The following is a 22,091-nucleotide window of genomic DNA, read 5'->3' on the forward strand; positions in this document are numbered from 1 at the left end:
GCGGGACCTCATAGCGCCTTGAAGTGGTCGAACGGCTCGCCGCAGTCGTCGCAGACGAAGAGCGCCTTGCACGCGGTCGACCCGAAGTGCGACACCTCGTGCGTCTTCAGCGAGTCGCAGTGCGGGCACTTGACGCCGAGCGTCAGCCGCACCGGACCGGTGCCGGGAGGCGGTGCGATGCCGTAGTCGCGCAGAGCGGCGCGGCCGTGGTCGCTGATCCAGTCGGTCGTCCAGGCCGGCGCCAGCGCGAGGCTCACCCGCACCTCGTCGAAGCCCTGGGCCGCGAGCGCGCGCACGACGTCCTCGCGGATGGCGTCCATCGCCGGGCAGCCGGAGTAGGTCGGCGTGAGCACGACCTCCACCCCGGTGTCGGTCACCGTGACTGCCCGGAGCACACCGAGGTCGTCGATCGTCAGCACGGGCACCTCCGGGTCGAGCACCGCCGCCGCGGCCGCCCAGGCCCGGCCCGCCTCTGCGGCGTGCCGGGTCACCAGGTCGCTCCGGGGTGTGCGCGGGTCAGTACCTGCATCTCCGCGAGCAGCGGCGCGAGGTATTCGGAGTGCCGGCCCTGCCGGCCTCCGCCCGCCGCGGTGAACGTGCTCGGGAGGTCGAGTTCGGCCTCGTCGACGATCGGCGCGATCGCGGCGTCGAACGGCTCCCGCAGCGTCGAGGGCCGGGGCGCGACGTCCTCCAGCCGGTCGATCAGCGGCTCGTCGCGGAACAACTCGCCCACGTACGGCCAGAGGTCGGAGAACGCGACGAGTGTGCGTCGGCGCGACTCGTCGGTGCCGAGCGCGAGCCGGAGCACCCACCGGTCGGCGTGGTCGCAGTGGTAGGCGACCTCCTTGACGGCCTTCGCGGCGACCGCGGCGAGCACCGGATCGGCCGAGGCGCGCAGCCGGTCGTACAGCTCGAAGAGGTAGTGGGAGGCCGCGAACTGCCGCACGATCGTGTGCGCGAAGTCGCCGTTGGGCTGCTCGAACAGATGCGCCGAGCGGAAGTCCTGCTCGTCGCGCCAGTAGGCGAGGTCGTCCTCGGAGCGGTCGGAGGCCGTACCCGCGTAGCGCAGCAGCGAGCGCGCGTGTCCGAGCAGGTCGAGCGCGATGTTGGCCAGCGCCACGTCCTCCTCCAGCTCGGGCGCCCGCGAGATCCACCAGCCGAGCCGCTGGGCGAGCACGAGCGAGTCGTCGCCAAGCCACAGTGCGTACTCGGCGACGTCGGGGGAGGCCGCGGCCTCGGAGGCGACGAACTCTGCGGAGAGCGTCACCGCGCTGAGCTCGACGTGGCCGTGCTGTGCGAACTCGTCGTCGTGCGTCGCACCGGTCGTCGGCGTGGCGTCGGTCACAGGTGCTTCACCCCTTCGCTCTCGGTGTAATACGTGGCGTGCCGGAAGTTCTTGCCCTCCGGTGACGTGAAGAAGGCGTCCTTGGCGTCCGGGTCGCTCGCGGTGATCGCGTCGGAGCGGACCACCCAGATCGAGACGCCCTCACCACGCCGGGTGTAGAGGTCGCGGGCGTTGCGCACGGCCAGCTCCTCGTCGGGGGCGTGCAGCGACCCGACGTGCACGTGGCTGAGGCCGCGGGAGGCGCGCACGAAGACCTCCCAGAGCGGCCAGACCTCTGTGTGATCGGTCATGCCGCGACCTCCTGCGCTCGCGCAGCCTTCTTGGCTGCATACGCCGCAGCGGCCTCGCGCACCCAGGCGCCGTCCTCGTGCGCCTCGCGCCGGCGCTGCATGCGCTGCGCGTTGCAGGGGCCCTCTCCGGCGATCACCCGCTGCAGTTCGCTCCAGTCGATCGGGCCGAGGTCGTAGGCCTGTCGCTCCTCGTTCCAGCGGAGGTCGGGGTCGGGGAACGTCACGCCGAGCACCTCCGCCTGCGGCACGAGCATCCCGACGAACCGCTGACGCAGCTCGTCGTTCGAGAACCGTTTGATCTTCCACGCCATCGAGCGTGCTGAGTTGGGGGAGTCGCCGTCCGGAGGCCCGAACATCATCAGCGACGGCCAGTACCAGCGGTTCACGGCGTCCTGGGCCATCTGCTGCTGCTCCGGGGTGCCGCGCATCAGCGTGAGCAGGATCTCGAAGCCCTGGCGCTGGTGGAACGACTCCTCTTTGCAGATGCGCACCATCGCGCGTCCGTAGGGGGCGTACGAGCAGCGGCAGAGCGGGACCTGGTTGCAGATCGCCGCGCCGTCGACGAGCCAGCCGATCGCGCCGATGTCGGCCCAGCTGAGCGTCGGGTAGTTGAAGATCGAGGAGTACTTCGCCGCGCCGCTGATGAGCTGCTCCGTCATCTCGTCGCGCGTGATGCCGAGGGTCTGCGTCGCCGAGTAGAGGTACAGCCCGTGCCCCGCCTCGTCCTGCACCTTGGCCATCAGGATTGCCTTGCGCTTGAGGCTCGGGGCGCGGCTGATCCAGTTGGCCTCCGGCTGCATGCCGATGATCTCGGAGTGCGCGTGCTGCGACATCTGCCGGATGAGCGTGCGGCGGTAGGCGTCGGGCATCCAGTCGCGCGGCTCGATGCGCGAGTCGGACGCGATGAGCTGCTCGAAGAGGGCCTCGCCCGCGTCGGCTTCGGGCGTCGTGGTGCTTTCCGTGGTGTTCGTCATCGAACCGGGCGCTCCAATCAATACTGACTGATCGTTCGTTCAGTATATGCGAGACGGTCGGGTTCATGCCACACTGTCCAGGTGACCGACACCCGCACGGCCGAGCCCCTGCGCCGGGGCCGGCCCGGCTACGACCAGCGCGGCATCCTCGAGGTGGCCGTCGCGGCCTTCAACGAGCACGGCTACGACGCCACCTCCATCGGGATGCTCGCCGAGCGCCTCGGGCTGTCCAAGTCGGCGATCTACCACCATGTCGCGTCGAAGGACGAACTGCTCGCCCTCGCGCTCGACGAGGCCCTCGACGGGCTGGAGGGCGCCCTGCGGGCGGCGGAGGAGGCCTCCGGCACCGCTGCCGAACGGCTCGCGCTGGTGCTCCGCGAGGCCGTGCTGGTGCTGGCCGACCGCCTCCCGTACGTGACACTGCTGCTGCGCGTGCGCGGCAACACGGAGGTCGAGCGGGCCGCGCTGCAGCGGCGCCGCGCGTTCGACCACGCGGTCGCAGCGCTCGTTGCCGAGGCGCGAGCCGAGGGTGCGCTGCGTGCGGACGGCGATCCTGCAGTGGTCGCCCGGTTGCTCTTCGGGATGATCAACTCGCTCACCGAGTGGTACGACCCCGCTGGCGCGGTGACCCCCGACGACCTCGCCGCCACCATCCTCGCGCTGGCGCTCCGCACCCCCGCCTGAGCGTGCCGCGCCCCACCTCCGTGCCCTTCGGCGGGGGAATCACTCCTTCGCGACGAGGGTGAGCACGTCGTAGGACGCGACCAACTCGTCGCGCTGGTTGGTGATGCGCGCGTCCCAGCGCACCTCGCCGTAGTCGTCGGTCTCGCGGGGCGTGATCTGCTTGGCCGTGAGCGCGACCCGGATGCTGTCGCCCGGTGACACCGGCGTCAGGAACCGCAGGTTCTCGAGCCCGTAATTCGCGAGCACCGGCCCGGGCGCCGGGTCGACGAACAGGCCGGCCGCCCACGACACGAGCAGGTAGCCGTGGGCCACACGCCCGGGGAAGAACGGGTTCGCGGCGGCAGCTTCCTCGTCCATGTGCGCATAGAAGGTGTCGCCGGTGAACGTCGCGAACGTCTCGATGTCGTCGAGCGTGACGCGGCGGGCCTCCGAGCTCACCTGGTCGCCGATCCGGAGGGTCGCGAGCGACTTGCGGAACGGGTGCGGGCCGTCGGCGTCGGCCGCTGCTCCCGCGTGCCACACCCCGGTGACGGCGGTGAGGAGGTCGGGCGAGCCCTGGATCGCCGTGCGCTGCATATGGTTCAGCACCGCCCGGATGCCGCCGAGCTCCTCGCCGCCGCCCGCGCGGCCCGGTCCGCCGTGCACCAGGTGAGGCATCGGCGAGCCGTGACCGGTGGAGGTGCGGGCGTCGTCGCGGTCGAGCAGGAGGATGCGCCCGTTGTAGGCCGCCGTGCCGAGAACGAGGTCGCGCGCGAACTCCGGGTCGTGGGTGGCGGCGCTGGTGACGAGCGAGCCGCCGCCGAGCGCGACGAGCTGCGCGGCCTCCGCCCCGGTCGCGTACGGGAGCACGGCGGCGACCGGGCCGAACGCCTCCACCGTGTGCGCCTCCGGCGTTCGCGCGTCGGCGAAGCGCAGCACGATCGGCGCGACGAAGGCGCCCTCCGGCTCGGCGCCGACGCTGCCGTCCGCCCGCCGCACGCTCGGTTGGTCGAGCCCGCCGATCGCCAGTTCGCCGCCGGCCTCCACCAGCCGCGCGACTTGACGCAGCACCTCGGAGCGCTGCTCGCGCGAGGCGAGCGGACCCATGGTCACGCCCTCCGCCCTCGGGTCGCCCACGACGACGCGCTCGGCGATCCGGTTGCGCACGGCGGCGAGCACATCGTCGACGGCCGCCGCAGGCACGATCGCGCGGCGGATCGCCGTGCACTTCTGGCCGGCCTTGGCCGTCAGCTCGACGACGAGCTGCTTCACGTACGCGTCGAACTCCGGCGTTCCCGCCAGCGCGTCCGGCCCGAGCACCGACGCGTTGATCGAGTCGGTCTCGCTCGTGAACCGCACGCCGCCGGTCTGCACCGAGTCGTGCGCGCGCAGCCGTTCGGCGGTGGAGGCCGACCCGGTGAACGCGACCAGGTCGCCCAGCCGCAGGTGGTCGAACAGGCCGGGCACGCTGCCGGACACCAGTTGGAGAGTTCCGGCGGGGAGGAGGCCGGACTCGACCAGGATGCGCACCATCGCCTCCGCGACGTACGCGGTCGGCGTCGCGGGCTTGGCGAGCGTCGGCATACCGGCGAGGAACGACGGCGCGAACTTCTCCAGCAGCCCCCACACCGGGAAATTGAATGCGTTGATCTGCACAGCGACGCCCGGCAGCCGGGTGAAGATGTGCTCACCGAGGAACGACCCGTCCTTCGCCAGCGGCTCGGGCGCTCCGTCGATGACGACCTGGGCGTTCGGCAGCTCGCGGCGGCCCTTCGAGGAGTAGGTGAACAGCGCGCCGATTCCGCCGTCGACGTCGATCCAGGCGTCGGCCCTGGTCGCGCCGGAGCGCGCCGAGAGGTCGTACAGCTCCTGCTTGCGCTCGGTCAGCACCTGAGCCATCCGCTTGAGCAGCACGGCCCGCTGATGGAACGTCAGCTCCCCGAGGGAGGCCTGGCCCACGGTGCGGGCGTACTCGAGCGCACCGGCGAGGTCGGCGCCGGCCGCGCTGACGCGGGCGACGAGCTCGCCGGTGGAGGCGTCGCGCACCTCCGCGGCGCCGTCGTCGCTGTCGGGGCTCCACCACTGATCGCGCAGGTAGCTGGGCAGACTCATTCGGTACCTCCCGGGAGGACAGGGGCCGGTGGCACGTAGGCTGGTGCCGTGGCCGATGAAGACTGGACGATCGAGCTCGGCGAGCTCGACGAGAAGATGGGTGTTCGCATCCTGGAGCAGTCGGCGCAGCGCGTCGTCGCGACGATGCCGGTGGAGGGCAACCGCCAGTCGTTCGGGCTGCTGCACGGCGGCGCGTCGGTGGCGTTCGCGGAGGCGCTGGGTTCGTGGGCCGCGGTCATCCACGCCGGGCCGGGCCGCAGCGCCGTGGGGCTCGACATCAACGCCACGCACCACCGGTCGGCGCGCAGCGGGCTCGTGACCGGCGTCGCGACGGCGATCCGCCTCGGTCGCACAGTGACCTCGCACGAGGTCGTGGTGACCGACGAAGACGGCAACCGGCTCTGCACCGCTCGCATCACGAACCTCATCGTGGAGGCTCCGGAGCGCGGTTGACCCCGTCGCCGGCGCCCCCGCCGGCCTCGTCGCTCCAGTCGTAGAACCCGCGCCCCGACTTGCGGCCGAGCAGACCCTCGGCGACCATCCGCCGCAGCAGCTCTGGAGGCTCGAAGCGCGGCCCGAGCTCGCTCGCGAGGTACTCGGCGATGTCGAGCCGCACGTCCAGCCCGACGATGTCGGTCAGCCGCAGCGGGCCGACCGGGTGCTTGTAGCCGAGCGTCATCGCCGCGTCGATGGCCTCGGGGGAGGCGACGCCCTCCTCCACCATCCGCACGGCCTCCAGCCCGAGCAGCACGCCGAGGCGCGACGACGCGAAGCCGGGGGAGTCGCGCACGACGATCGGGGTCTTGCCGAGCGCGGCGACCCAGCCCGTGGCGAGTTCGACGGCGCTCGGCGCGGTCGCGGAACCGGCCACGACCTCCACGAGGGCGGAGGCGGGCACCGGGTTGAAGAAGTGCATGCCGAGGAAGCCGCCCGGCCGCTGCAGCCCGGCGGCGAGACCGTCGATCGACAGCGACGACGTGTTGCTGGCCAGCACGGCGAGGGGCCCGATGAGTTCTTCGGCGCGCTCCAGCGCCTCACGCTTGAGGTCGGGCAGCTCGGGCACGGCCTCCACGACCAGGTCGCAGCCGCGGAGGGCGTCCCAGTCGACCGTCGTGACGATCCGATCGGGTTCCGGCGCTACGGCGCCGCGGCGGACGCTGCCCTCCACTGCAGTGAGCACGCGGTCGCGCGCCGCGGAGGCCGACCCGGCGTCGCGCTCGACGACCGCGACGTTCGCGCCGGCCATCAGGAAGGCGTGTGCGATGCCCGCGCCCATCCGCCCGCCGCCGAGCACTCCGACTCGGCCCGGGAGGCTGCCGCCGCCGTCCGCGCTCATCGCTTCCTCCGCTCCAGGAACGCCGTCATCCGTCGGTGCTTCTCCTCCGATTCGAAGAGCACAGCCTGCGCCTCCTGCTCCGCGGCCGGATGCTCGGCGAGCGGCGCCCGCAGGACCCGCTTGGTGTACTGCGTCGCCAGCGGGTCGTTCGCGGCGATCCGGTCGGCCAGCGCGTGCGCGCCCGCGAGGAGCTCGTCCGGCTCGAACAGGTCGCTCACCAGGCCGGCGGCGAGCGCCTCCTCGCCGGTGAGCACGCGCCCGGCCATCGTCATCTCCGCCGCGAGCGGGAGGCCGACGAGCTGCGGGAGGCGCCAGAGCGCACCGGCCGCGGCGATGATCCCGAGCGAGGTCTCCGGGTTGCCGATGCGCAGGCGCGGGGTGCCGAGGCGGAAGTCGGCGGCGTACGCGAGTTCGGCTCCGCCGCCCAGTGCGTAGCCGTCGAGGGCCGCGATGACGGGCATCGGCAGCTCGGCGATGCGGGTGAACACCGTCGCGTTGATGCTGCGCCGGGCGTCGTCGGCGGTGCGCTCGCGCAGCTCGGCGATGTCGGCCCCGGAGGCGAAGACGCCCTCGGCGCCCGTGAGGATGAGGAGGCGCGGCTCGCGCTCGAGGCGTTCGCAGACCGCGTGGAGGTCGTCGACCATCCGCTGGTCGATGGCGTTCCGGCGCTCGGGGCGGTCGAGGGTCACGACCAGACGGTCGGCGAGCTCGGTCACGAGCAGGGTCTCGGTCGTCACGGCGTCTCCGTTCTCGGGGCTCCGGTCGGCGCTCACACGGCCTCCACGATCAGCGCGGCGCCCTGGCCGACCCCGACGCACATCGTCGCCAGCCCGTACCGCGACTGCTCGCGCTCCATCCGCCCGAGGAGGGTCACCAGGATGCGGGTGCCGCTCGACCCGAGCGCGTGGCCGAGGGCGATGGCGCCGCCGTCGGCGTTGACGCGCTCCTCGTCGAGACCGAGTCGGCGCACGCAGGCCAGCGCCTGGGAGGCGAACGCCTCGTTGAGCTCGATGCTGCCGAGGTCGCCGACCTCCAGCCCGGCGCGTTCGAGAGCCCGGTGCGTCGCGGGCACCGGCCCGAGTCCCATCAGTTCGGGGGCGACTCCCGCGCTCGCCGAGGAGACGATCCGGGCGCGCGGTCGCAGACCGAAGCGGCGGACGGCGTCGCCGCTCGCGACCACGATGGCCGATGCGCCGTCGTTCAGGGGTGACGCGTTGCCGGCCGTGACGACCGAGCCGCCGGCGACGACGGGACGCAGCGCGGCCAGCGCAGCGGCGTCCGTGTCGCGGCGGATGCTCTCGTCGGCGACGATGTCGCCGCGTGCGGTCGCGACGGGGATGATCTCGTCGGCGAACCGTCCCGCGTCGGTCGCGGCGGCGGCCAGGCGGTGGCTCCGGAGGGCGAACGCGTCGGCATCCTCGCGAGTGATGCCGTCGACGCGGGCGACCTCCTCGGCCGTCTCCGGCATGGTGAAGGTGGCCTTGTCGCGGTCGAGGAGTCTCGGGTTGGTGAAGCGCCAGCCGATGGAGGTGTCGAACTGGGCGCCCGGCTTCGCCCAGGGCCGCTCGGGCTTCGCCTGCACCCAGGGCGCCCGCGTCATCGACTCGACGCCGCCCGCGACGATCAGGTCGGCGTCGCCCGCGCGGATCGCCTGCCCCGCGAGCGTCACCGCGCTGAGACCCGACGCGCACAGCCGGTTGACCGTCACTCCGGGCACGCTGTCCGGCAGCCGGGCGAGCAGCACGGCCATCCGGGCGACGTTGCGGTTGTCCTCGCCGGCCTGGTTCGCGGCACCGAGGATCACGTCGTCGAGCGCGGCGCCGTCGACTCCGGCGCGTCGCACGGACTCTCCGACCACCAGCGCGGCCAGATCGTCGGGCCGGATGCCGGCGAGTGCGCCCCCGTAGCGACCGACCGCCGTGCGGACTCCGCCCACCAGGTAGGCCTCGGGCATCGCAGCTCCTTCGAATGCGAATTACCGAACGAACGTTCAGCTAGTAAATAGTTGCAGAACCCTGCCGGTCGGGCAAGCGACGCGCACGCGAAGCGAGCTCCGACGAGGTCACGACGAACGCCAGGATGACCACACCGCACCCGACGGAGGCCGCCGCAGGCAGCCACAGCGCGGCCACCGCCAGCAGCGCCGGGAGCGCAACAGCCGGGACCGCCCAGCGCAGCACCCGTGGCCACGGGTCGCCGTAGCGGCGGGCGATGATCGCGTTCGTCAGGTAGAAGAGGGCGATGCCGCCGCCGAGCGAGACCGCGAGCGCGGCGGGCAGGGCTTCGGCCGGGTGGGCGATCGCCTCGGCGAGGGCCCCGGAGAGCGCGGTGACGCCCGCGAGGAGGAGGAAGGGGAGGAAGCCGACCGTGTCGCGGATCCCGCGTGCGTCGCCGGCCTCCAGCAGCTTCTCGAGCCCGCTCGTCATGGCGTCGACGCCGTAGAGGAAGAACGACCACGCGAGACCGGCCGTCAGCAGCAGGGCCAGCACGCCGACGCCCCCTGCGGCGGGCGTCCACGCGTCGCTCACCGCCGCCACGATGCTCAGGACCGACTCGCCCAGCACGATGATGACGAGGAGGCCGAACCTCTCGGACAGGTGCTCGACGTTCATCCGGTCGAGAGCGAGGGAGGACCACGCGCCCGAGGTCACGGTGAGGAGGACGATCTCGATCACGATGGCCACCGCCCAGAGCACGTAGATCGCCGGGGCCGGCAGGGCGATCGAGACCAGCCAGATCACCGCGGTCACCCCGTTGTAGGCGACGATCCGCACGCGCGAGGCCGTGCCGTTCCCCCACGACATCCGCATCCACACCGCGAGCAGCAGGACCCGCAGCAGGGCGTTGCCGGCGGCGAACAGCCAGGCCCGATCGCCCACGGCCTCGGGAGCGGCGACCGCGAGTGCACCGACCGCGAACATCGCGACCAGCATCACGATCGAGAGCCGCCGCACGCTCAGCTGCGGCGAGACGTCCACGACGAAGGTCAGGTTGACCCACGACCACCAGACCGACGCGAACAGGGCCACGAAGATCGCGAGCGTCCCGAACGACGGCTGCACGTGGAGGCCATGCGCCAGCTGCCCGACGAGCGCGACGAAGACCAGGTCGAAGAACAGCTCCATCCAGTGCGCGCGCGACGGGTCGCGCTCGCCCGAGACGGGAGGCCGGGGCAGCGAGAGGGAGCTCATCGCGGCCGGCCGGCCGCGAGGAACCCGTCGACGGCGCTGCGCACCCGCTCGTCATCGGCGTAGCCGGAGAGCGAGATTCCGGCGAGGGCGCTCCACGCCGCGGGCGTCGTGAGCGCGGCGGCGCGGGCCCGGTCGTGCTGCAGCCGGGAGGCGCGCACGATCAGGGCGGCGAGGGCCAGCGAGAGCGCCAGCGCGACCACGAAGGAGGCGAGCACGACGACGATGGTGGTGCTCACGAGGGCTCCCCTGATGGGGGCGCCGCTTGCGGTCCTGCGGCAGGCGCCGAATGGAGTGCCAGCAATTCGGCGAGCAGCCCCTGTGCCAGCACGAAGGTGCGCTGCGCACGCCTCGCGAGCAGGTAGAAGACCCCGCCGCTGAGCATCGTGACCATCCCCGCCACGAGCACCCAGAGCCACGCGGCCACCGGCACCGGGTTCACCGCGGGGTTCGACTGCAGCACTGGCACGACCAGCGACAGGATGACACCGGATCCGGCGGCCGCGAGCGCCTTCGCGAGTGTCAACGTGTGCTCGTACCTCCACGTGAGCGCGACGGTGAGCCCGTCGACCGCGGCGCGCTCGTCCAGCCGCGCGAGCGCCAGCAGGTCGGCGATCGTGAGCTCCGACGTGAGCGTGCCCGCCCCAGGGTTCGCCATAGCGCGAGCGTACCGAGCGGGGCGGGGTCGCGCACCAGCGGCGCCGCCCCGCAGACCCGTGATGTGCGGCAAATGGTGCGTCTCGGGGCGCCTATCGCCACATCTGCCGCAAATCTCCGGCGCCCTACCGCAGGTCGTGGTCTTCGAACACCAGCGACGTCTTCGTGTCGCGCACCGACGGGATGCTCGTGAGCTCCTCCAGCACGACGCGGCGGAGGTCTTCGTTGTCGCGGGCGCGCACGAGCAGGATCACGTCGAAGTCGCCGCCGACCAGTGCGAAGTGCTCGACCTCCGGGATGCCGCGGAGCCTCTCGCGCAGGTCGTGCCAGTCGGCCTGCTCGACGCGCATCGTCACGTAGGCCGATGACGCGCGCCCCGAACGGCGGGGGTCGACCTTGGCGGTGAAGCCCGTGATGACTCCCTCCTCGACGAGGCGGGAGACCCGCGCGTAGGCGTTGGCGCGCGAGACGTGCGCGGCCTCCGCGACCGCGGTGATGGAGGCGCGGCCGTCCGCCCGCAGGGCGTCCACGATCCGCGAGTCGATGTCGTCCATGGTGGAAGACAGTTTGGCATCGAAAGCCAGCCCGCGCATCCATTCGTCTCGAAACCGTAGGACAGGTAGCGAATCGGGTCCAGCAAAGTCATTCTGATGATCAGCGACGTCTTTCGAAGGAGAACAGATGCACGCCGACGATCTGATGCCGGGCGACACCCCGCTGCGGCTCATCGACGAGCAGGGCTCGGGCCACCCGCGCGAGCACTACGCGTTCCCGTCCGCCGCGGTGCTCCGCGACGGCTATGCCCGCCTGGTGCTGGGCCGCCGGCTCAACGACCAGGCCGATGCGCTGGTGCGTCAGGGCAAACTGGCGGTGTACCCGTCGTCGCACGGCCAGGAGGCCTGCGAGGTCGCCGCGGCGATGGTCCTCGACGAGCGCGACTGGCTGTTCCCGACCTACCGCGACTCGGTCGCCGTGGTCACGCGCGGCGTGGATCCGTTCGAGGCGTTCCTGCTCCTCCGCGGCGACTGGCACTCCGGGTACGACCCGAAGCAGTACCGGGTCGCCCCGCAGGCGACGCCGCTCGCGACCCAGCTGCTGCACGCCGTCGGCTTCGCCCACGCGGCGCGGCTGCGCGGCGAGGACACCGTGGTCGTCGCGATGTGCGGCGACGGCGCGACGAGCGAAGGCGACTTCCACGAGGCCCTCAACTTCGCCGCCGTGTTCCACCTCCCCGTCGTCTTCCTGGTGCAGAACAACGGCTACGCCATCTCGGTGCCGCTCAGCCGGCAGACCGCGGCGCCGAGCCTCGCGCACAAGGGCATCGGCTACGGGATGCGCGGGCGCCTGGTCGACGGCAACGACCTCGCCGCGCTTCTCGCCGTGCTGGGGGAGGCCGTGACGGAGGCCCGGGAAGGAGGCGGCCCGACTCTGGTCGAGGCCCTCACCTACCGCATGAAGTCGCACACCAACGCCGACGACGCCACCCGCTATCGCAGCGCTGCGGACGTCGAGCCGTGGATCGCCCGCGACCCGCTGCTGCGGCTGCGCACCTGGCTGCAGGCGGAGGGCGCGCTCGACGACGACATCGACTCCGGTTTCCGCGCCGAGGCGGAGCGGGTCGCACTCGACCTGCGCACCCGCATCATGGCGGACGCCGAGCCGCAGCCGCTCGACCTGTTCGCCTACGTCTACGCCGAGCTGACCCCGCAACTGCGCGAGCAGGCCGACCTCCTGGCCGCCGAGCTCGCCGCCGAGACCCGCACCGAGGAGGTCGCCCGATGACGCTCATGCACGACGCCCCCGCCGACCACTCCGCCGACGGCGAGCCTCGCGAGGCTCAGCCGACCCCACCGGCCGTGACGACGATGACGATGGCGCAGGCGCTCAACCGCGCACTCGCCGACTCCCTCGCGCAAGACCCCGACGTGCTCGTCTTCGGCGAAGACGTCGGCACCCTCGGCGGCGTCTTCCGGATCACCGACGGCCTCGCCGCACGCTTCGGCGAGCAGCGCTGCTTCGACACCCCGCTGGCCGAGTCCGGCATCGTCGGCACGGCGGTCGGCATGGCGATGAACGGCCTCCGCCCCGTCGTCGAGATGCAGTTCGACGCGTTCGCGTACCCGGCGTTCGAGCAGATCGTCGACCACGTGGCCAAGATGGGCAACCGCACGCGTGGCGCCGTCCGCCTTCCGATGGTGATCCGCATCCCGTTCGCCGGCGGCATCGGCGGCGTCGAGCACCACTCCGACTCGTCGGAGGCGTACTACGTGCACACGCCCGGCCTCACCGTCGTCGCGCCCTCGACGCCGCAGGACGCCTACGGCCTCCTGCGCGCGGCGATCGCGCACCCCGACCCGGTCGTCTTCCTGGAGCCGAAGAAGCTGTACTGGTCGACCGGGGAGGTCGATGTCACCGCGCCTCTGCCGAAGCTCGGCAGCGCCCGGATCGCCCGCGAGGGCACCGACGCGACGCTGATCGCGTACGGGCCGACCGTGCCCGTCGCACTCGCCGCAGCGGAGGCCGCTGCCGAGGAGGGCCGCAGCCTCGCCGTCGTCGACGTGCGCACGCTCACACCGTTCGACGACGAGACGGTCTGCGCCGCCGTGCGCGCGACCGGTCGCGCCGTCGTCGTCGCCGAGGCCCCGGGCTTCGCGAGCGTCGCCTCCGAGATCGCGGCCCGCGTCTCCGAACGCTGCTTCCACTATCTGGAGGCGCCCGTGCGCCGCGTGACCGGCTTCGACATCCCGTTCGCACCGCCGAAGCTGGAACGGTTCTACCTGCCCGGCGTCGACCGGGTGCTCGACGCCGTCGACGACCTGCAGTGGGAGGACGCATGAACGTGTTCGCACTGCCCGATCTCGGCGAGGGCCTGACCGACGCCGAGCTGGTCCGCTGGCTGGTGGCGGTCGGCGACACCGTCGCCGTCGACCAGCCGATCGCGGAGGTGGAGACCGCCAAGTCGGTCGTGGAGGTGCCGTCGCCGTTCGCCGGTGTGGTCGCGGCCTGCCACGGCGCGGAGGGCGAGACCATCCTGGTCGGTTCGCCGCTCCTCGAGGTGGAGGAGGAAGTCGCGCCCGCGCCCGCGCCCGACCCCGGGACCGCCGCCGAGGCCGAGCCCGCCCTCGAACCCGTCGCCGCCGGCTCCGGCCAGGTACTCGTCGGATACGGCACGACCGATCACGCCACGGCACGCAGGCGCGGACGTGCCGCCGTGCGCGGCGGTTCCCCCACGGGTGCCCCGAGCCGCATCGTCCCGGTCGTCTCGCCGGTCGTGCGCGCGCTCGCCCACACTCACGGCATCGACCTGGCGTCCCTGTCGCCGACCGGCGCAGGTGGCGTGGTGACCCGGCGCGACGTGGAGGCCGCGCTCGCCGCGGCGAAGGCCACCGCTCCCGAAGCACCTCCCGCCCGAACCGTCGCCCCACCTGCCCCCGCCGGGCCGGCCGCCGCCTCCGACGTCGACCCCCGCACGGGCCTCCGCATCGCCGCGGTCACGCCGTTCTCGCGCCTGCGCCGCACCGTCGCCGAGACGATGACGCGCAGCCGCTCCGAGATCCCGGAGGCGACCGTCTGGGTCGACGTCGACGCGACCGAGCTGTGGGAGGCGCGGCGCGCCCTCGGCCGCGCGGGCCGGCCGCCGTCGATCCTCGCGTTCGTGTCGCGGTTCGCGCTGAGCGCGCTCGCCCGGCACCCCGAGCTCGCCGGACGCGTCACCGAGGCCGGCGACGCTATCGAGACCTTCGAGGGCGTCAACCTCGGCTTCGCCGCCGATACGCCGCGCGGGCTGCTGGTCCCGGTGATCCGCGGCGCGGGCACGCTGAGCGTCCGCGATCTCGACGCCGAGCTCGGCCGCCTGGCCGTCGCCGCGCGGGAGGGCGCACTGCCTCCCGCCGACCTGACCGGCTCCACCTTCACCGTTAACAACTACGGCAGCCTGGGCGTCGACGGCAGCGCGGCGATCATCAACCATCCGGAGGTCGCGATCCTCGGCATCGGTCGCGTCATCGAACGTCCCTGGGTCGTCGACGGCGCCGTCGTCGCGCGCCGGATCGTGCAGCTCAGCCTGGTCTTCGATCACCGGGTCACCGACGGCGGTGTCGCCGCGCGCTTCCTGCGCGAGATCGCCGACGCGATCGAGTCGCCCATCTCCTTCCTCGCCGGGGAAGCGCCGGGTACCGTGAGGGCATGACCGACAACACGCCTGACGACGAAGGACAGCCGAAGGACCCTGCGCGTCCGTTGCGCACCGACAAGACCGACGACTACGACCTCGACTTCGAGAAGGACGTCGCCCCCGAAGAGAACGATCCTTGGCTCCCGCACCCGGAGCCCACCGACGGCGAAGCCCCCGCGCCCTGAGCGACGAGGCGCCGCTCTAGGCTAGGGGGAGTGACCTCCCGCTCCTTCCCCCTCTGGCTCGCGCTCGTCTGCGCCATGATCTGCGGGGCCGGCATCGCCCTCCAGTCCCGCATCAACGGGGAGCTCGGCAGCCGCCTCGGCGACGGGGTCACCGCAGCCGTCATCTCGTTCGGCTCCGGCCTGCTGATCCTGATCGTCGCGATGGCGATCGCCCCCGCCGGCCGGCGCGGACTGCGTCGCGTGGTCGCAGCGATCCGCGGCCGGGAGCTGCCCTGGTGGTACGTCGCCGGGGGTGCGGCCGGGGCCTTCCTCGTGTTGTCGCAGGGCGTCGCCGCCGCGGTCCTCGGTGTCGCCCTGTTCACGGTGGCCGTCGTCGCCGGTCAGACGGTCAGCGGGCTCGTCCTCGACCGGATCGGCCTCGGGCCGGGTGGTCGGCGTCCGATCACCCCCGCCCGCCTCGCCGGCGCTCTCATCGCGCTGGGCGCCGTGACGTGGGCGGTGTCGTCGCAGTTCGGCGGCGGCGTGGCGGTGTGGCTCATGCTGCTGCCGCTGATCGCAGGTCTCGGCCTGGGGTGGCAGCAGGCCGTCAACGGCCAGGTGCGCGTGGTCGCCTCCAGTGCGCTCACGGCGACCTTCATCAACTTCACCGTCGGCACGACCGTGCTCCTGGTGCTGATGGCGATCGACTGGAGCATCCGCGGCCTCCCGAACCCGCTGCCCGCCGAGCCGTGGCTGTATGCCGGAGGCGCGATCGGCTGCGTCTTCATCGCCGCGGCCGCGCTGCTGGTCCGGGTGACCGGCGTCCTGCTCCTGGGACTCGCGACCGTGGCCGGGCAGCTCGTCACTGCGCTGCTCCTCGACGTCTTCGCGCCTACGTCGTCGCAGCCCGTCGCCGCCTCCACGATCGGAGGCACGCTTCTGGCGCTGGCCGCCGTCGCGGTGGCTAGTGTGCGCTGGGGGCGTCGCCGCCCGGCATCGGAGGTCGAGAAGAGCTAGGGGGTCAGTCGAGCACGCTGAGGAAGCGCTCGGGGTCGATCGACTTGCGATGCCCCTCCTTGCTCTCCTCCGGAACCCCGCCGACGTAGAGCCAGCCGAGCAGGCGCTCGTTCTTGGCCAGCCCGTGCATCCGGTGAACGGCCTTGGACCGCGTGTGGTGGCCGGTGCGCCAGATGACGCCCCAGCCGGCATCGTGGAGGAGCAGGCTCAGGACGTGCGCGACACCGGAGGCGACCGCGTCCTGCTCCCAGCCCGGCACCTTCTCGCTCTTCGTGCGCACCGAGACGATCGCCAGCAGGAGGGAGGAGCGCAGCGGCTTGGCGGCCAGCTTCTCGGCTGCCTCGCCCGTGAGCCTGGCGTCTTCGGCGAACGCGTTGCCCAGCCGCACCCGGGCGTCGCCGCGCAGTTCGATGAGCCGCCACGGGTGGAGAGCCGAGTGGTCGGCGACGCGTCCGGCCGCGGCGACCAGCGGCAGCAGCTCTTCGTGGCTGGGAGCCGCCGGCGTCACGCGCGAGTACGAGCGGCGCGCGGCGACCCGGTCGACGAGGTCGCTCGCGGCGCGTCCGCCTGCGCTCATTCGGCGCCCGGCGCGAAGTTGAGGGAGATCGAGTTCATGCAGTAGCGGTCGCCCGTCGGCGTGCCGAACCCGTCGGGGAACACGTGGCCGAGGTGCGAGCCGCAGGTGGCGCAGCGGACCTCGGTGCGGACCATGCCCAGGCTGTCGTCCTCGAGCAGCTGCACGGCCTCCGGCCGGATCGACTCGTAGAAGCTCGGCCAGCCGCAGCCGCTGTCGAACTTGGTGCCCGACTTGAAGAGTTCGGCTCCGCACGCCGCGCAGGTGTAGAGGCCGGCGCGGCCCTCGTCGAGAAGCTCGCCGGTCCACGGCCGCTCGGTTCCCGCCTCCCGCAGCACGGCGTACTGCTCGGGGCTGAGCTCCCGACGCCAGTCGTCCTCGGTCTTGCTGACCCCGTACGTCTGCTGTGCTGCGTCGTCCTGCGGTGCACCCATCGTGCGATCCTTTCGTCGTGGCGTTCCCCAGCCTAAACGGCGCGGAGCGCCCCGCTGTTCCCTGTTTCGGCTCGCGACGTGCCGCGGCCAAACGGGTAACACACAGGACGACGCCCCTAGGATGACTCGCGAGCGCGGGGACGGAACTGACTCGGAGACGGCGAGGGGAGGCGGTGCGTGTGGCGGAAGCCGCTGACCACCGGATCCCCCCGCCCGACGCGGTCGGCCTGACCGACCGCGAGGCCGCCATCCTCGCGTTCGAGCGTCAGTGGTGGCGGCATGCCGGCGCCAAGGAGCAGGCCATCCGCGAGGAGTTCGGCCTCTCGGCGGCGCGGTACTATCAGCTCCTCGGAGCCCTGATCGACCGCCCCGAAGCGCTCAGGCACGACCCCATGCTGGTCAAGCGCCTGCTCCGGCTGCGCGAGACCCGGCTGGCAGCCCGGCGATCCCGGACACTCCCGTCCGGCGACTGACACCGCGAGGAAACCACCCCTAGATGGCAGAGAAGTACCCGAGAGACCGGTTCGACGACATTCCCGACGGTCTCCAGCGCGTCGGCGCGCACCGGGCTCCGCGGCCGAAGGGCCGAGGCTGGATCGCCGTGGGCTGGGCCGCGCTCGCGGTCGTCGTCCTCGTCGGCGCCGGCATCTTCGGCCTCTCGCTCGTGAGCGGCTCGATCTCCTTCCACGGCACTCCCAACACCACCTCCGGAACGCCCACGCCGACGCCGACCCCCACGCCGACGATCGTGCCGACGGTCGACTCGTCGCTGTCGGTGAACGTGCTGAACGGGACGACGACGGCTGACCTGGCCGGCAACGTGGGCAAGAAGCTGACCGCCGCGGGCTGGAAGGTCGGCGCGGTCGCCAACGCGGACACGCAGGACATCACGCACTCGATCGTCTACTATTCCGACCCCAAGAATCAGGCAGCGGCGCTGGGTGCCGCGCAATCGCTCCCCGGCGCGACCGTCGAGGAGTCGCAGGCCTTCGCCGACACCGGCGCCGACCTCACCGTCGTCATCGGGAGTGACTACACCGGCTGATCCCGCGTCGTCCTGCGTATGTGCGCGCCCTGATCCCTGTGTTTCACGCGTGTTTAAGTTTCGCCCTTTTTGGTAACGGAATGGCCAAAAGACTGGCGTAACCGGGGATTACAAGCATTAGGATCGGGAGTCAACGCCAGGCGCTGGACCGGGCGAGCGACACAGCAATGGGAGTAATGCATGGCGAACGGGACCGTGAAGTGGTTCAACGCTGAAAAGGGCTACGGATTCATCACCGTCGAAGGTGGGGGGCAGGACGTCTTCGTTCACTACTCCGCTATCGACATGAACGGCTACAAGGTTCTCGAAGAGGGCCAGCAGGTGCAGTTCGAGGTCGGCTCGGGCAACAAGGGCCCGCAGGCCGAGTCGGTGCGTCCGCTGTAGTACGCAGCGATCGGCAAGACCAATAAGGAGAGCGTCGCCCCTCGGGGCGGCGCTCTTCTTGCACTCCTCGGGCGCGAGTGCCAGAATCGCTTTAGCACTCCATCTGATCGAGTGCTAATAAACGGAATCTTTCGCAGACGTCCGGGAGGGACGAGAAACACATGGCAAAGATCATTGCTTTCGACGAGGACGCCCGTCGCGGCCTCGAGCGCGGCCTCAACATCCTGGCCGACACGGTCAAGGTGACGCTGGGCCCGCGCGGTCGCAACGTCGTCCTCGAGAAGAAGTGGGGCGCTCCCACGATCACGAACGACGGTGTCTCCATCGCGAAGGAGATCGAGCTCGACGACCCGTACGAGAAGATCGGCGCGGAGCTCGTCAAGGAGGTCGCGAAGAAGACCGACGACGTCGCGGGCGACGGCACCACCACCGCGACCGTCCTGGCTCAGGCGCTCGTCAAGGAGGGCCTCCGCAACGTGGCCGCCGGCGCCGACCCGATCACCCTCAAGCGCGGCATCGAGAAGGCCGTCGCCGCTGTGACCGACGAGCTCGTCTCCAGCGCCAAGGAGGTCGAGACCAAGGCCGAGATCGCCGCAACCGCGTCCATCTCCGCCGGTGACACCACCATCGGCGAGATCATCGCCGAGGCGATCGACAAGGTCGGCAAGGAGGGCGTCGTCACCGTCGAGGAGTCGAACACCTTCGGCACCGAGCTCGAGCTGACCGAGGGCATGCGCTTCGACAAGGGCTTCCTGTCGCAGTACTTCGTCACCGATCAGGACCGCCAGGAGGCGGTGTTCGAAGACCCGTACATCCTCATCGCCAACCAGAAGATCTCCTCGATCAAGGACCTGCTGCCGATCGTCGACAAGGTGATCCAGGCCAACAAGCAGCTCCTCATCATCGCCGAGGACGTCGACGGGGAGGCCCTGGCCACCCTGATCGTCAACAAGATCCGCGGCATCTTCAAGTCCGTCGCCGTCAAGGCCCCGGGCTTCGGCGACCGCCGCAAGGCCATGCTGCAGGACATCGCGATCCTCACCGGCGGCCAGGTCATCTCCGAGGAGGTCGGCCTCAAGCTCGAGAACGTCACCCTCGACCTGCTCGGCCAGGCTCGCAAGGTCGTCATCACCAAGGACGAGACCACCATCGTCGAGGGCGCGGGCGACCCCGAAGCCATCGCCGGCCGCGTGGCCCAGATCCGTGGCGAGATCGAGAACACCGACTCCGACTACGACCGCGAGAAGCTCCAGGAGCGTCTCGCCAAGCTCGCCGGCGGCGTCGCCGTCATCAAGGCGGGCGCGGCCACCGAGGTCGAGCTCAAGGAGCGCAAGCACCGCATCGAAGACGCGGTCCGCAACGCGAAGGCCGCCGTCGAGGAGGGCATCGTCGCCGGTGGTGGCGTAGCCCTCATCCAGGCCGGCAAGACCGCGTTCGAGAAGCTCGAGCTCACGGGCGACGAGGCGACCGGTGCGAACATCGTCAAGGTCGCCATCGAGGCGCCGCTGAAGCAGATCGCGATCAACGCGGGCCTCGAGGCCGGCGTCGTGGTCGCCAAGGTGCGCGAGCTCCCCGTGGGTCACGGCCTCAACGCCGCGACCGGCGAGTACGTCGACATGCTGGCCTCCGGCATCAACGACCCGGTGAAGGTCACCCGCTCGGCGCTGCAGAACGCTGCGTCGATCGCCGGCCTGTTCCTCACCACCGAGGCCGTCGTCGCCGACAAGCCCGAGAAGAACCCGGCGCCGGTCGGCGACCCGGGCGCCGGCATGGACTTCTGAGTCCGTCCGACACACGAGAAGAGGGCGTCTCCCGTTCGCGGGAGGCGCCCTCTTCCGTCGATATCCTCGCCATATGCGAGCAGCGATGCGGAGACGTTCTCGGTCGATCGGCCGAGTGGCCGTGCTGGCCGCGATCGTGACCGCGCTCTCCGGATGCTCCGTCCTCGGCATCCCCGACCCCGGCTCATCACCCGTCCGCACGCCGACTCCGACGCCGACGTCCGCGTTCGCGTTCGACTGCGCGACAGCGGTGAGCGACGCCGATCTGACGGCGCTCGTCGGGGCCGGGGCGAAGGCCACGCCGGCGTCGCCCGGCATGGCTCTCCTGGTGGCGGCCGCCGGGCCGCTCGGCGTTCCCGGCGCAGGGGGCGCGAGCTGCGGCTGGACGCGCGGAGACGCCTCCCTCGAGCTGAGGCTGCTGCCGCACGCGGCGGACAGCTGGGCTAAGCTCGCTCAGGCGTACCCGCAGGCGGCGACCCCCGGCGCCGACTACGACGGCGGTGTCTCGCTCGGCGGTGACTGCGCGCTCGGTGCGGTGTCCGCGGCCTGCCACACGAACGTCCTGGTCGACGGAGCATGGCTCTCCGTCGTGCTGAAGGCCGCATCGAACCCCGGACTGACCGAGGCCGCCTTCCACGATGTCGTGCAACGGATGCTGGCCGCCGCGGTCCGGGCGGTGTCCGCGGCGCCGCCGGCGCACAGCACCGCGTCGTTCGACTGCGCGTCCGACGAACTCCACGCAGAGGTGCAGAGCGCGTTCGACCGGCCCGCCGCGACCGTGACGACGGCGGATCATTCCTTCGACATCGTCACCGCGACCGGGCTGGCCCCCGGTGCGGCGCTCTGCCAGTTCCAGGTAGGGGCAGAGGACACCAGCGACGATCTGGGCAGCCTGTCGATCCTGCCGGAGGGCGGCGGGGTGTTCGAGACCTTCCGTCAGGCCGCGCTCGGCCAGGATCCGACGGCTCACAGCGACTCGATCAGTGTCGGAGGCGCGACCTTCCCCGCCCTCGTCTGGGCGGGGAAGGCAGAGGGCGTCCCCTTCTCATCGGTGGACGTGCTCGCCGGAGCCACCTGGATCCAATTCCACTCGACCGACATGGACACCGACGGCGCCCTGGCCCTGATCCGGTGGGTGGCCGGCCGACTCTGACCGCGCGGACCGCACCGGTGCGGCGGCCGTAGGCTGTGGGCATGCAGAGCCCTCGCCCCGTCGCGATCGTCACCGGTGGCTCGCGGGGGATCGGCGCCGCGATCGTCCGTCGGCTCGCCCGCGCGGGTTACGACCTGGTCGTCACTTATCGGTGCGACGAGGCTGCGGCCGAACGCGTCGCGGAGTCCGTCGCCGGCATCGGAGGCCGTGTGGAGCTGGTCCGTGCCGACCTGGCGACCGACTCCGGCGTCCAGGCCCCGTTCGACGTCGCGGCCGAGCGTTTCGGGCGGCTGGACGCGCTGGTCAACAACGCCGGCATCAGCACCCGTTACGCGCCCCTGGCCGACACTCCGGCCGAGGAGGTGCGCCGCACGATCGAGGTCGATTTCGTCGCAGCGGTGCTCGGTGCGCGACTCGCGGTTCAGGAGTTCCTCCGGCTCGACGCCCGCGGCGTGATCGTGAACATCACCTCCGGCGCCGCGACCCTCGGCAGCCCCGGCGAGTACACCCACTATGCCGCGGCGAAGGCCGGGCTGGACGCGTTCACGCTGGGCCTCGGCAAGGAGGTCGGCCCGCACGGCATCCGCGTGGTGGCCGTCGCTCCCGGGCTGGTCGACACCGACCTCCACGCGACCACCGGTGATGCGGGCCGGGTCGAGCGGATGGCCGCGGCCATCCCGCTGCAGCGCGCGGCCGACCCGGACGAGATCGCAGCCGCGGTCGAGTGGCTGCTCGGGCCGGACGCGGGCTATGTCACGGCCACCACCCTGCGGGTCGCCGGCGGCCGGTGATCAGTTGTT

General features: G+C 71.8%; 27 protein-coding genes. 13 read left to right on the forward strand and 14 right to left on the reverse strand.

All coding sequences use genetic code 11. The features are described from left to right. Window positions 1-8 precede the first annotated feature (8 nt). The 4 genes from paaD to paaA are packed head-to-tail and all read right to left on the reverse strand — an operon-like array spanning window position 9 to window position 2,609. Complete coding sequence (gene paaD / locus AC0HS0_RS01335) at window positions 9-491, reverse strand: 1,2-phenylacetyl-CoA epoxidase subunit PaaD (RefSeq protein ID WP_472961113.1); 483 nt, start codon at window positions 489-491, stop codon at window positions 9-11. Further along, window positions 488-1,345: a 1,2-phenylacetyl-CoA epoxidase subunit PaaC gene (paaC, locus tag AC0HS0_RS01340; protein WP_472961114.1), complete on the reverse strand. Its 858-nt coding sequence runs from the start codon at window positions 1,343-1,345 to the stop codon at window positions 488-490. Before paaC ends, paaD begins: the two co-directional genes overlap by 4 nt. After that, window positions 1,342-1,635 (reverse strand): 1,2-phenylacetyl-CoA epoxidase subunit PaaB, encoded by a 294-nt coding sequence (gene paaB, locus AC0HS0_RS01345; protein WP_472961115.1) that lies wholly within the window; start codon window positions 1,633-1,635, stop codon window positions 1,342-1,344. Before paaB ends, paaC begins: the two co-directional genes overlap by 4 nt. Beyond that, window positions 1,632-2,609, reverse strand: a complete 978-nt coding sequence (paaA, locus tag AC0HS0_RS01350) for a 1,2-phenylacetyl-CoA epoxidase subunit PaaA (protein WP_472961116.1) — start codon at window positions 2,607-2,609, stop codon at window positions 1,632-1,634. Before paaA ends, paaB begins: the two co-directional genes overlap by 4 nt. 81 nt (window positions 2,610-2,690) lie before the next feature. Between paaA and AC0HS0_RS01355 the strand changes: the two genes are divergently transcribed. Next, a complete protein-coding gene (locus AC0HS0_RS01355) occupies window positions 2,691-3,293 on the forward strand; it encodes a TetR/AcrR family transcriptional regulator (protein ID WP_472961118.1) in 603 nt (200 codons plus the stop codon). Between the two features lie 39 nt (window positions 3,294-3,332). Here AC0HS0_RS01355 and paaZ read toward each other — a convergent pair whose 3' ends face one another. Continuing rightward, window positions 3,333-5,384, reverse strand: coding sequence for a phenylacetic acid degradation bifunctional protein PaaZ (gene paaZ, locus AC0HS0_RS01360; protein ID WP_472961119.1), 2,052 nt, complete (start codon window positions 5,382-5,384; stop codon window positions 3,333-3,335). Between the two features lie 48 nt (window positions 5,385-5,432). On the opposite strand from paaZ, the gene AC0HS0_RS01365 reads away from it, so the two are divergent. Beyond that, complete coding sequence (locus AC0HS0_RS01365; RefSeq protein ID WP_472961120.1) at window positions 5,433-5,837, forward strand: PaaI family thioesterase; 405 nt, start codon at window positions 5,433-5,435, stop codon at window positions 5,835-5,837. Here the strand turns inward: AC0HS0_RS01365 and AC0HS0_RS01370 are convergent. The 7 genes from AC0HS0_RS01370 to AC0HS0_RS01400 all read right to left on the reverse strand — a co-directional run bounded on the left by AC0HS0_RS01370 (window position 5,809) and on the right by AC0HS0_RS01400 (window position 11,119). Next, complete coding sequence (locus AC0HS0_RS01370; RefSeq protein WP_472961122.1) at window positions 5,809-6,720, reverse strand: 3-hydroxyacyl-CoA dehydrogenase family protein; 912 nt, start codon at window positions 6,718-6,720, stop codon at window positions 5,809-5,811. The genes AC0HS0_RS01365 and AC0HS0_RS01370 overlap by 29 nt on opposite strands. Next, the gene (locus AC0HS0_RS01375; RefSeq protein ID WP_472961124.1) at window positions 6,717-7,457 is read right to left on the reverse strand and encodes an enoyl-CoA hydratase/isomerase family protein; all 741 of its coding nucleotides are present in this window, start codon (window positions 7,455-7,457) and stop codon (window positions 6,717-6,719) included. The genes AC0HS0_RS01370 and AC0HS0_RS01375 overlap by 4 nt, the downstream gene beginning before the upstream one ends. A 32-nt stretch (window positions 7,458-7,489) precedes the next feature. After that, entirely contained in the window at window positions 7,490-8,674 is a 1,185-nt protein-coding gene (locus AC0HS0_RS01380) for a thiolase family protein (RefSeq protein ID WP_472961125.1), read from the reverse strand. A 40-nt stretch (window positions 8,675-8,714) separates the two neighbouring features. Then, window positions 8,715-9,911, reverse strand: a complete 1,197-nt coding sequence (locus tag AC0HS0_RS01385) for a low temperature requirement protein A (RefSeq protein WP_472961126.1) — start codon at window positions 9,909-9,911, stop codon at window positions 8,715-8,717. Continuing rightward, complete coding sequence (locus tag AC0HS0_RS01390) at window positions 9,908-10,147, reverse strand: hypothetical protein (RefSeq protein WP_472961128.1); 240 nt, start codon at window positions 10,145-10,147, stop codon at window positions 9,908-9,910. Before AC0HS0_RS01390 ends, AC0HS0_RS01385 begins: the two co-directional genes overlap by 4 nt. Continuing rightward, a complete protein-coding gene (locus tag AC0HS0_RS01395) occupies window positions 10,144-10,566 on the reverse strand; it encodes a hypothetical protein (protein ID WP_472961130.1) in 423 nt (140 codons plus the stop codon). Before AC0HS0_RS01395 ends, AC0HS0_RS01390 begins: the two co-directional genes overlap by 4 nt. 124 nt (window positions 10,567-10,690) lie before the next feature. Beyond that, entirely contained in the window at window positions 10,691-11,119 is a 429-nt protein-coding gene (locus AC0HS0_RS01400) for an Lrp/AsnC family transcriptional regulator (protein ID WP_472961132.1), read from the reverse strand. Between the two features lie 127 nt (window positions 11,120-11,246). Between AC0HS0_RS01400 and AC0HS0_RS01405 the strand changes: the two genes are divergently transcribed. The 5 genes from AC0HS0_RS01405 to AC0HS0_RS01425 are packed head-to-tail and all read left to right on the forward strand — an operon-like array spanning window position 11,247 to window position 15,920. Beyond that, window positions 11,247-12,347: a thiamine pyrophosphate-dependent dehydrogenase E1 component subunit alpha gene (locus AC0HS0_RS01405; RefSeq protein ID WP_472961133.1), complete on the forward strand. Its 1,101-nt coding sequence runs from the start codon at window positions 11,247-11,249 to the stop codon at window positions 12,345-12,347. Beyond that, the gene (locus AC0HS0_RS01410) at window positions 12,344-13,402 is read left to right on the forward strand and encodes an alpha-ketoacid dehydrogenase subunit beta (RefSeq protein WP_472961134.1); all 1,059 of its coding nucleotides are present in this window, start codon (window positions 12,344-12,346) and stop codon (window positions 13,400-13,402) included. Before AC0HS0_RS01405 ends, AC0HS0_RS01410 begins: the two co-directional genes overlap by 4 nt. Continuing rightward, window positions 13,399-14,754, forward strand: coding sequence for a dihydrolipoamide acetyltransferase family protein (locus AC0HS0_RS01415; RefSeq protein WP_472961136.1), 1,356 nt, complete (start codon window positions 13,399-13,401; stop codon window positions 14,752-14,754). The genes AC0HS0_RS01410 and AC0HS0_RS01415 overlap by 4 nt, the downstream gene beginning before the upstream one ends. Further along, window positions 14,751-14,924 (forward strand): hypothetical protein, encoded by a 174-nt coding sequence (locus AC0HS0_RS01420; protein WP_472961137.1) that lies wholly within the window; start codon window positions 14,751-14,753, stop codon window positions 14,922-14,924. Before AC0HS0_RS01415 ends, AC0HS0_RS01420 begins: the two co-directional genes overlap by 4 nt. Window positions 14,925-14,954: 30 nt before the next feature. Continuing rightward, on the forward strand, window positions 14,955-15,920 hold the full coding sequence (locus AC0HS0_RS01425) for a DMT family transporter (RefSeq protein WP_472961139.1): 966 nt from the start codon (window positions 14,955-14,957) through the stop codon (window positions 15,918-15,920). Between the two features lie 4 nt (window positions 15,921-15,924). On the opposite strand, the gene AC0HS0_RS01430 is transcribed toward AC0HS0_RS01425, so the two are convergent. Both AC0HS0_RS01430 and msrB read right to left on the reverse strand, forming a co-directional pair. Next, window positions 15,925-16,497 carry a nitroreductase family protein gene (locus tag AC0HS0_RS01430; RefSeq protein WP_472961141.1) on the reverse strand — a complete coding sequence of 191 codons (573 nt, stop codon included), beginning with the start codon at window positions 16,495-16,497 and terminating at the stop codon, window positions 15,925-15,927. After that, entirely contained in the window at window positions 16,494-16,928 is a 435-nt protein-coding gene (gene msrB, locus AC0HS0_RS01435) for a peptide-methionine (R)-S-oxide reductase MsrB (RefSeq protein WP_472961142.1), read from the reverse strand. The genes AC0HS0_RS01430 and msrB overlap by 4 nt, the downstream gene beginning before the upstream one ends. A 173-nt stretch (window positions 16,929-17,101) precedes the next feature. Between msrB and AC0HS0_RS01440 the strand changes: the two genes are divergently transcribed. From AC0HS0_RS01440 to AC0HS0_RS01465, 6 genes are all read left to right on the forward strand, one after another. Continuing rightward, window positions 17,102-17,401 (forward strand): DUF3263 domain-containing protein, encoded by a 300-nt coding sequence (locus tag AC0HS0_RS01440; RefSeq protein ID WP_472961144.1) that lies wholly within the window; start codon window positions 17,102-17,104, stop codon window positions 17,399-17,401. Window positions 17,402-17,424: 23 nt separating this feature from the next. Continuing rightward, on the forward strand, window positions 17,425-17,973 hold the full coding sequence (locus AC0HS0_RS01445; protein ID WP_472961145.1) for a LytR C-terminal domain-containing protein: 549 nt from the start codon (window positions 17,425-17,427) through the stop codon (window positions 17,971-17,973). 180 nt (window positions 17,974-18,153) lie between these two features. After that, window positions 18,154-18,357: a cold-shock protein gene (locus tag AC0HS0_RS01450; protein ID WP_055914585.1), complete on the forward strand. Its 204-nt coding sequence runs from the start codon at window positions 18,154-18,156 to the stop codon at window positions 18,355-18,357. A gap of 161 nt (window positions 18,358-18,518) precedes the next feature. Beyond that, window positions 18,519-20,138 carry a chaperonin GroEL gene (gene groL, locus AC0HS0_RS01455; protein ID WP_472961146.1) on the forward strand — a complete coding sequence of 540 codons (1,620 nt, stop codon included), beginning with the start codon at window positions 18,519-18,521 and terminating at the stop codon, window positions 20,136-20,138. A gap of 85 nt (window positions 20,139-20,223) precedes the next feature. Beyond that, window positions 20,224-21,291, forward strand: coding sequence for a hypothetical protein (locus AC0HS0_RS01460; RefSeq protein ID WP_472961148.1), 1,068 nt, complete (start codon window positions 20,224-20,226; stop codon window positions 21,289-21,291). Between the two features lie 41 nt (window positions 21,292-21,332). Then, the gene (locus AC0HS0_RS01465) at window positions 21,333-22,082 is read left to right on the forward strand and encodes an SDR family NAD(P)-dependent oxidoreductase (RefSeq protein WP_472961149.1); all 750 of its coding nucleotides are present in this window, start codon (window positions 21,333-21,335) and stop codon (window positions 22,080-22,082) included. Window positions 22,083-22,091 lie beyond the last annotated feature (9 nt).

The organism is Leifsonia sp. PARNA 1/14, assembly GCF_055720965.1.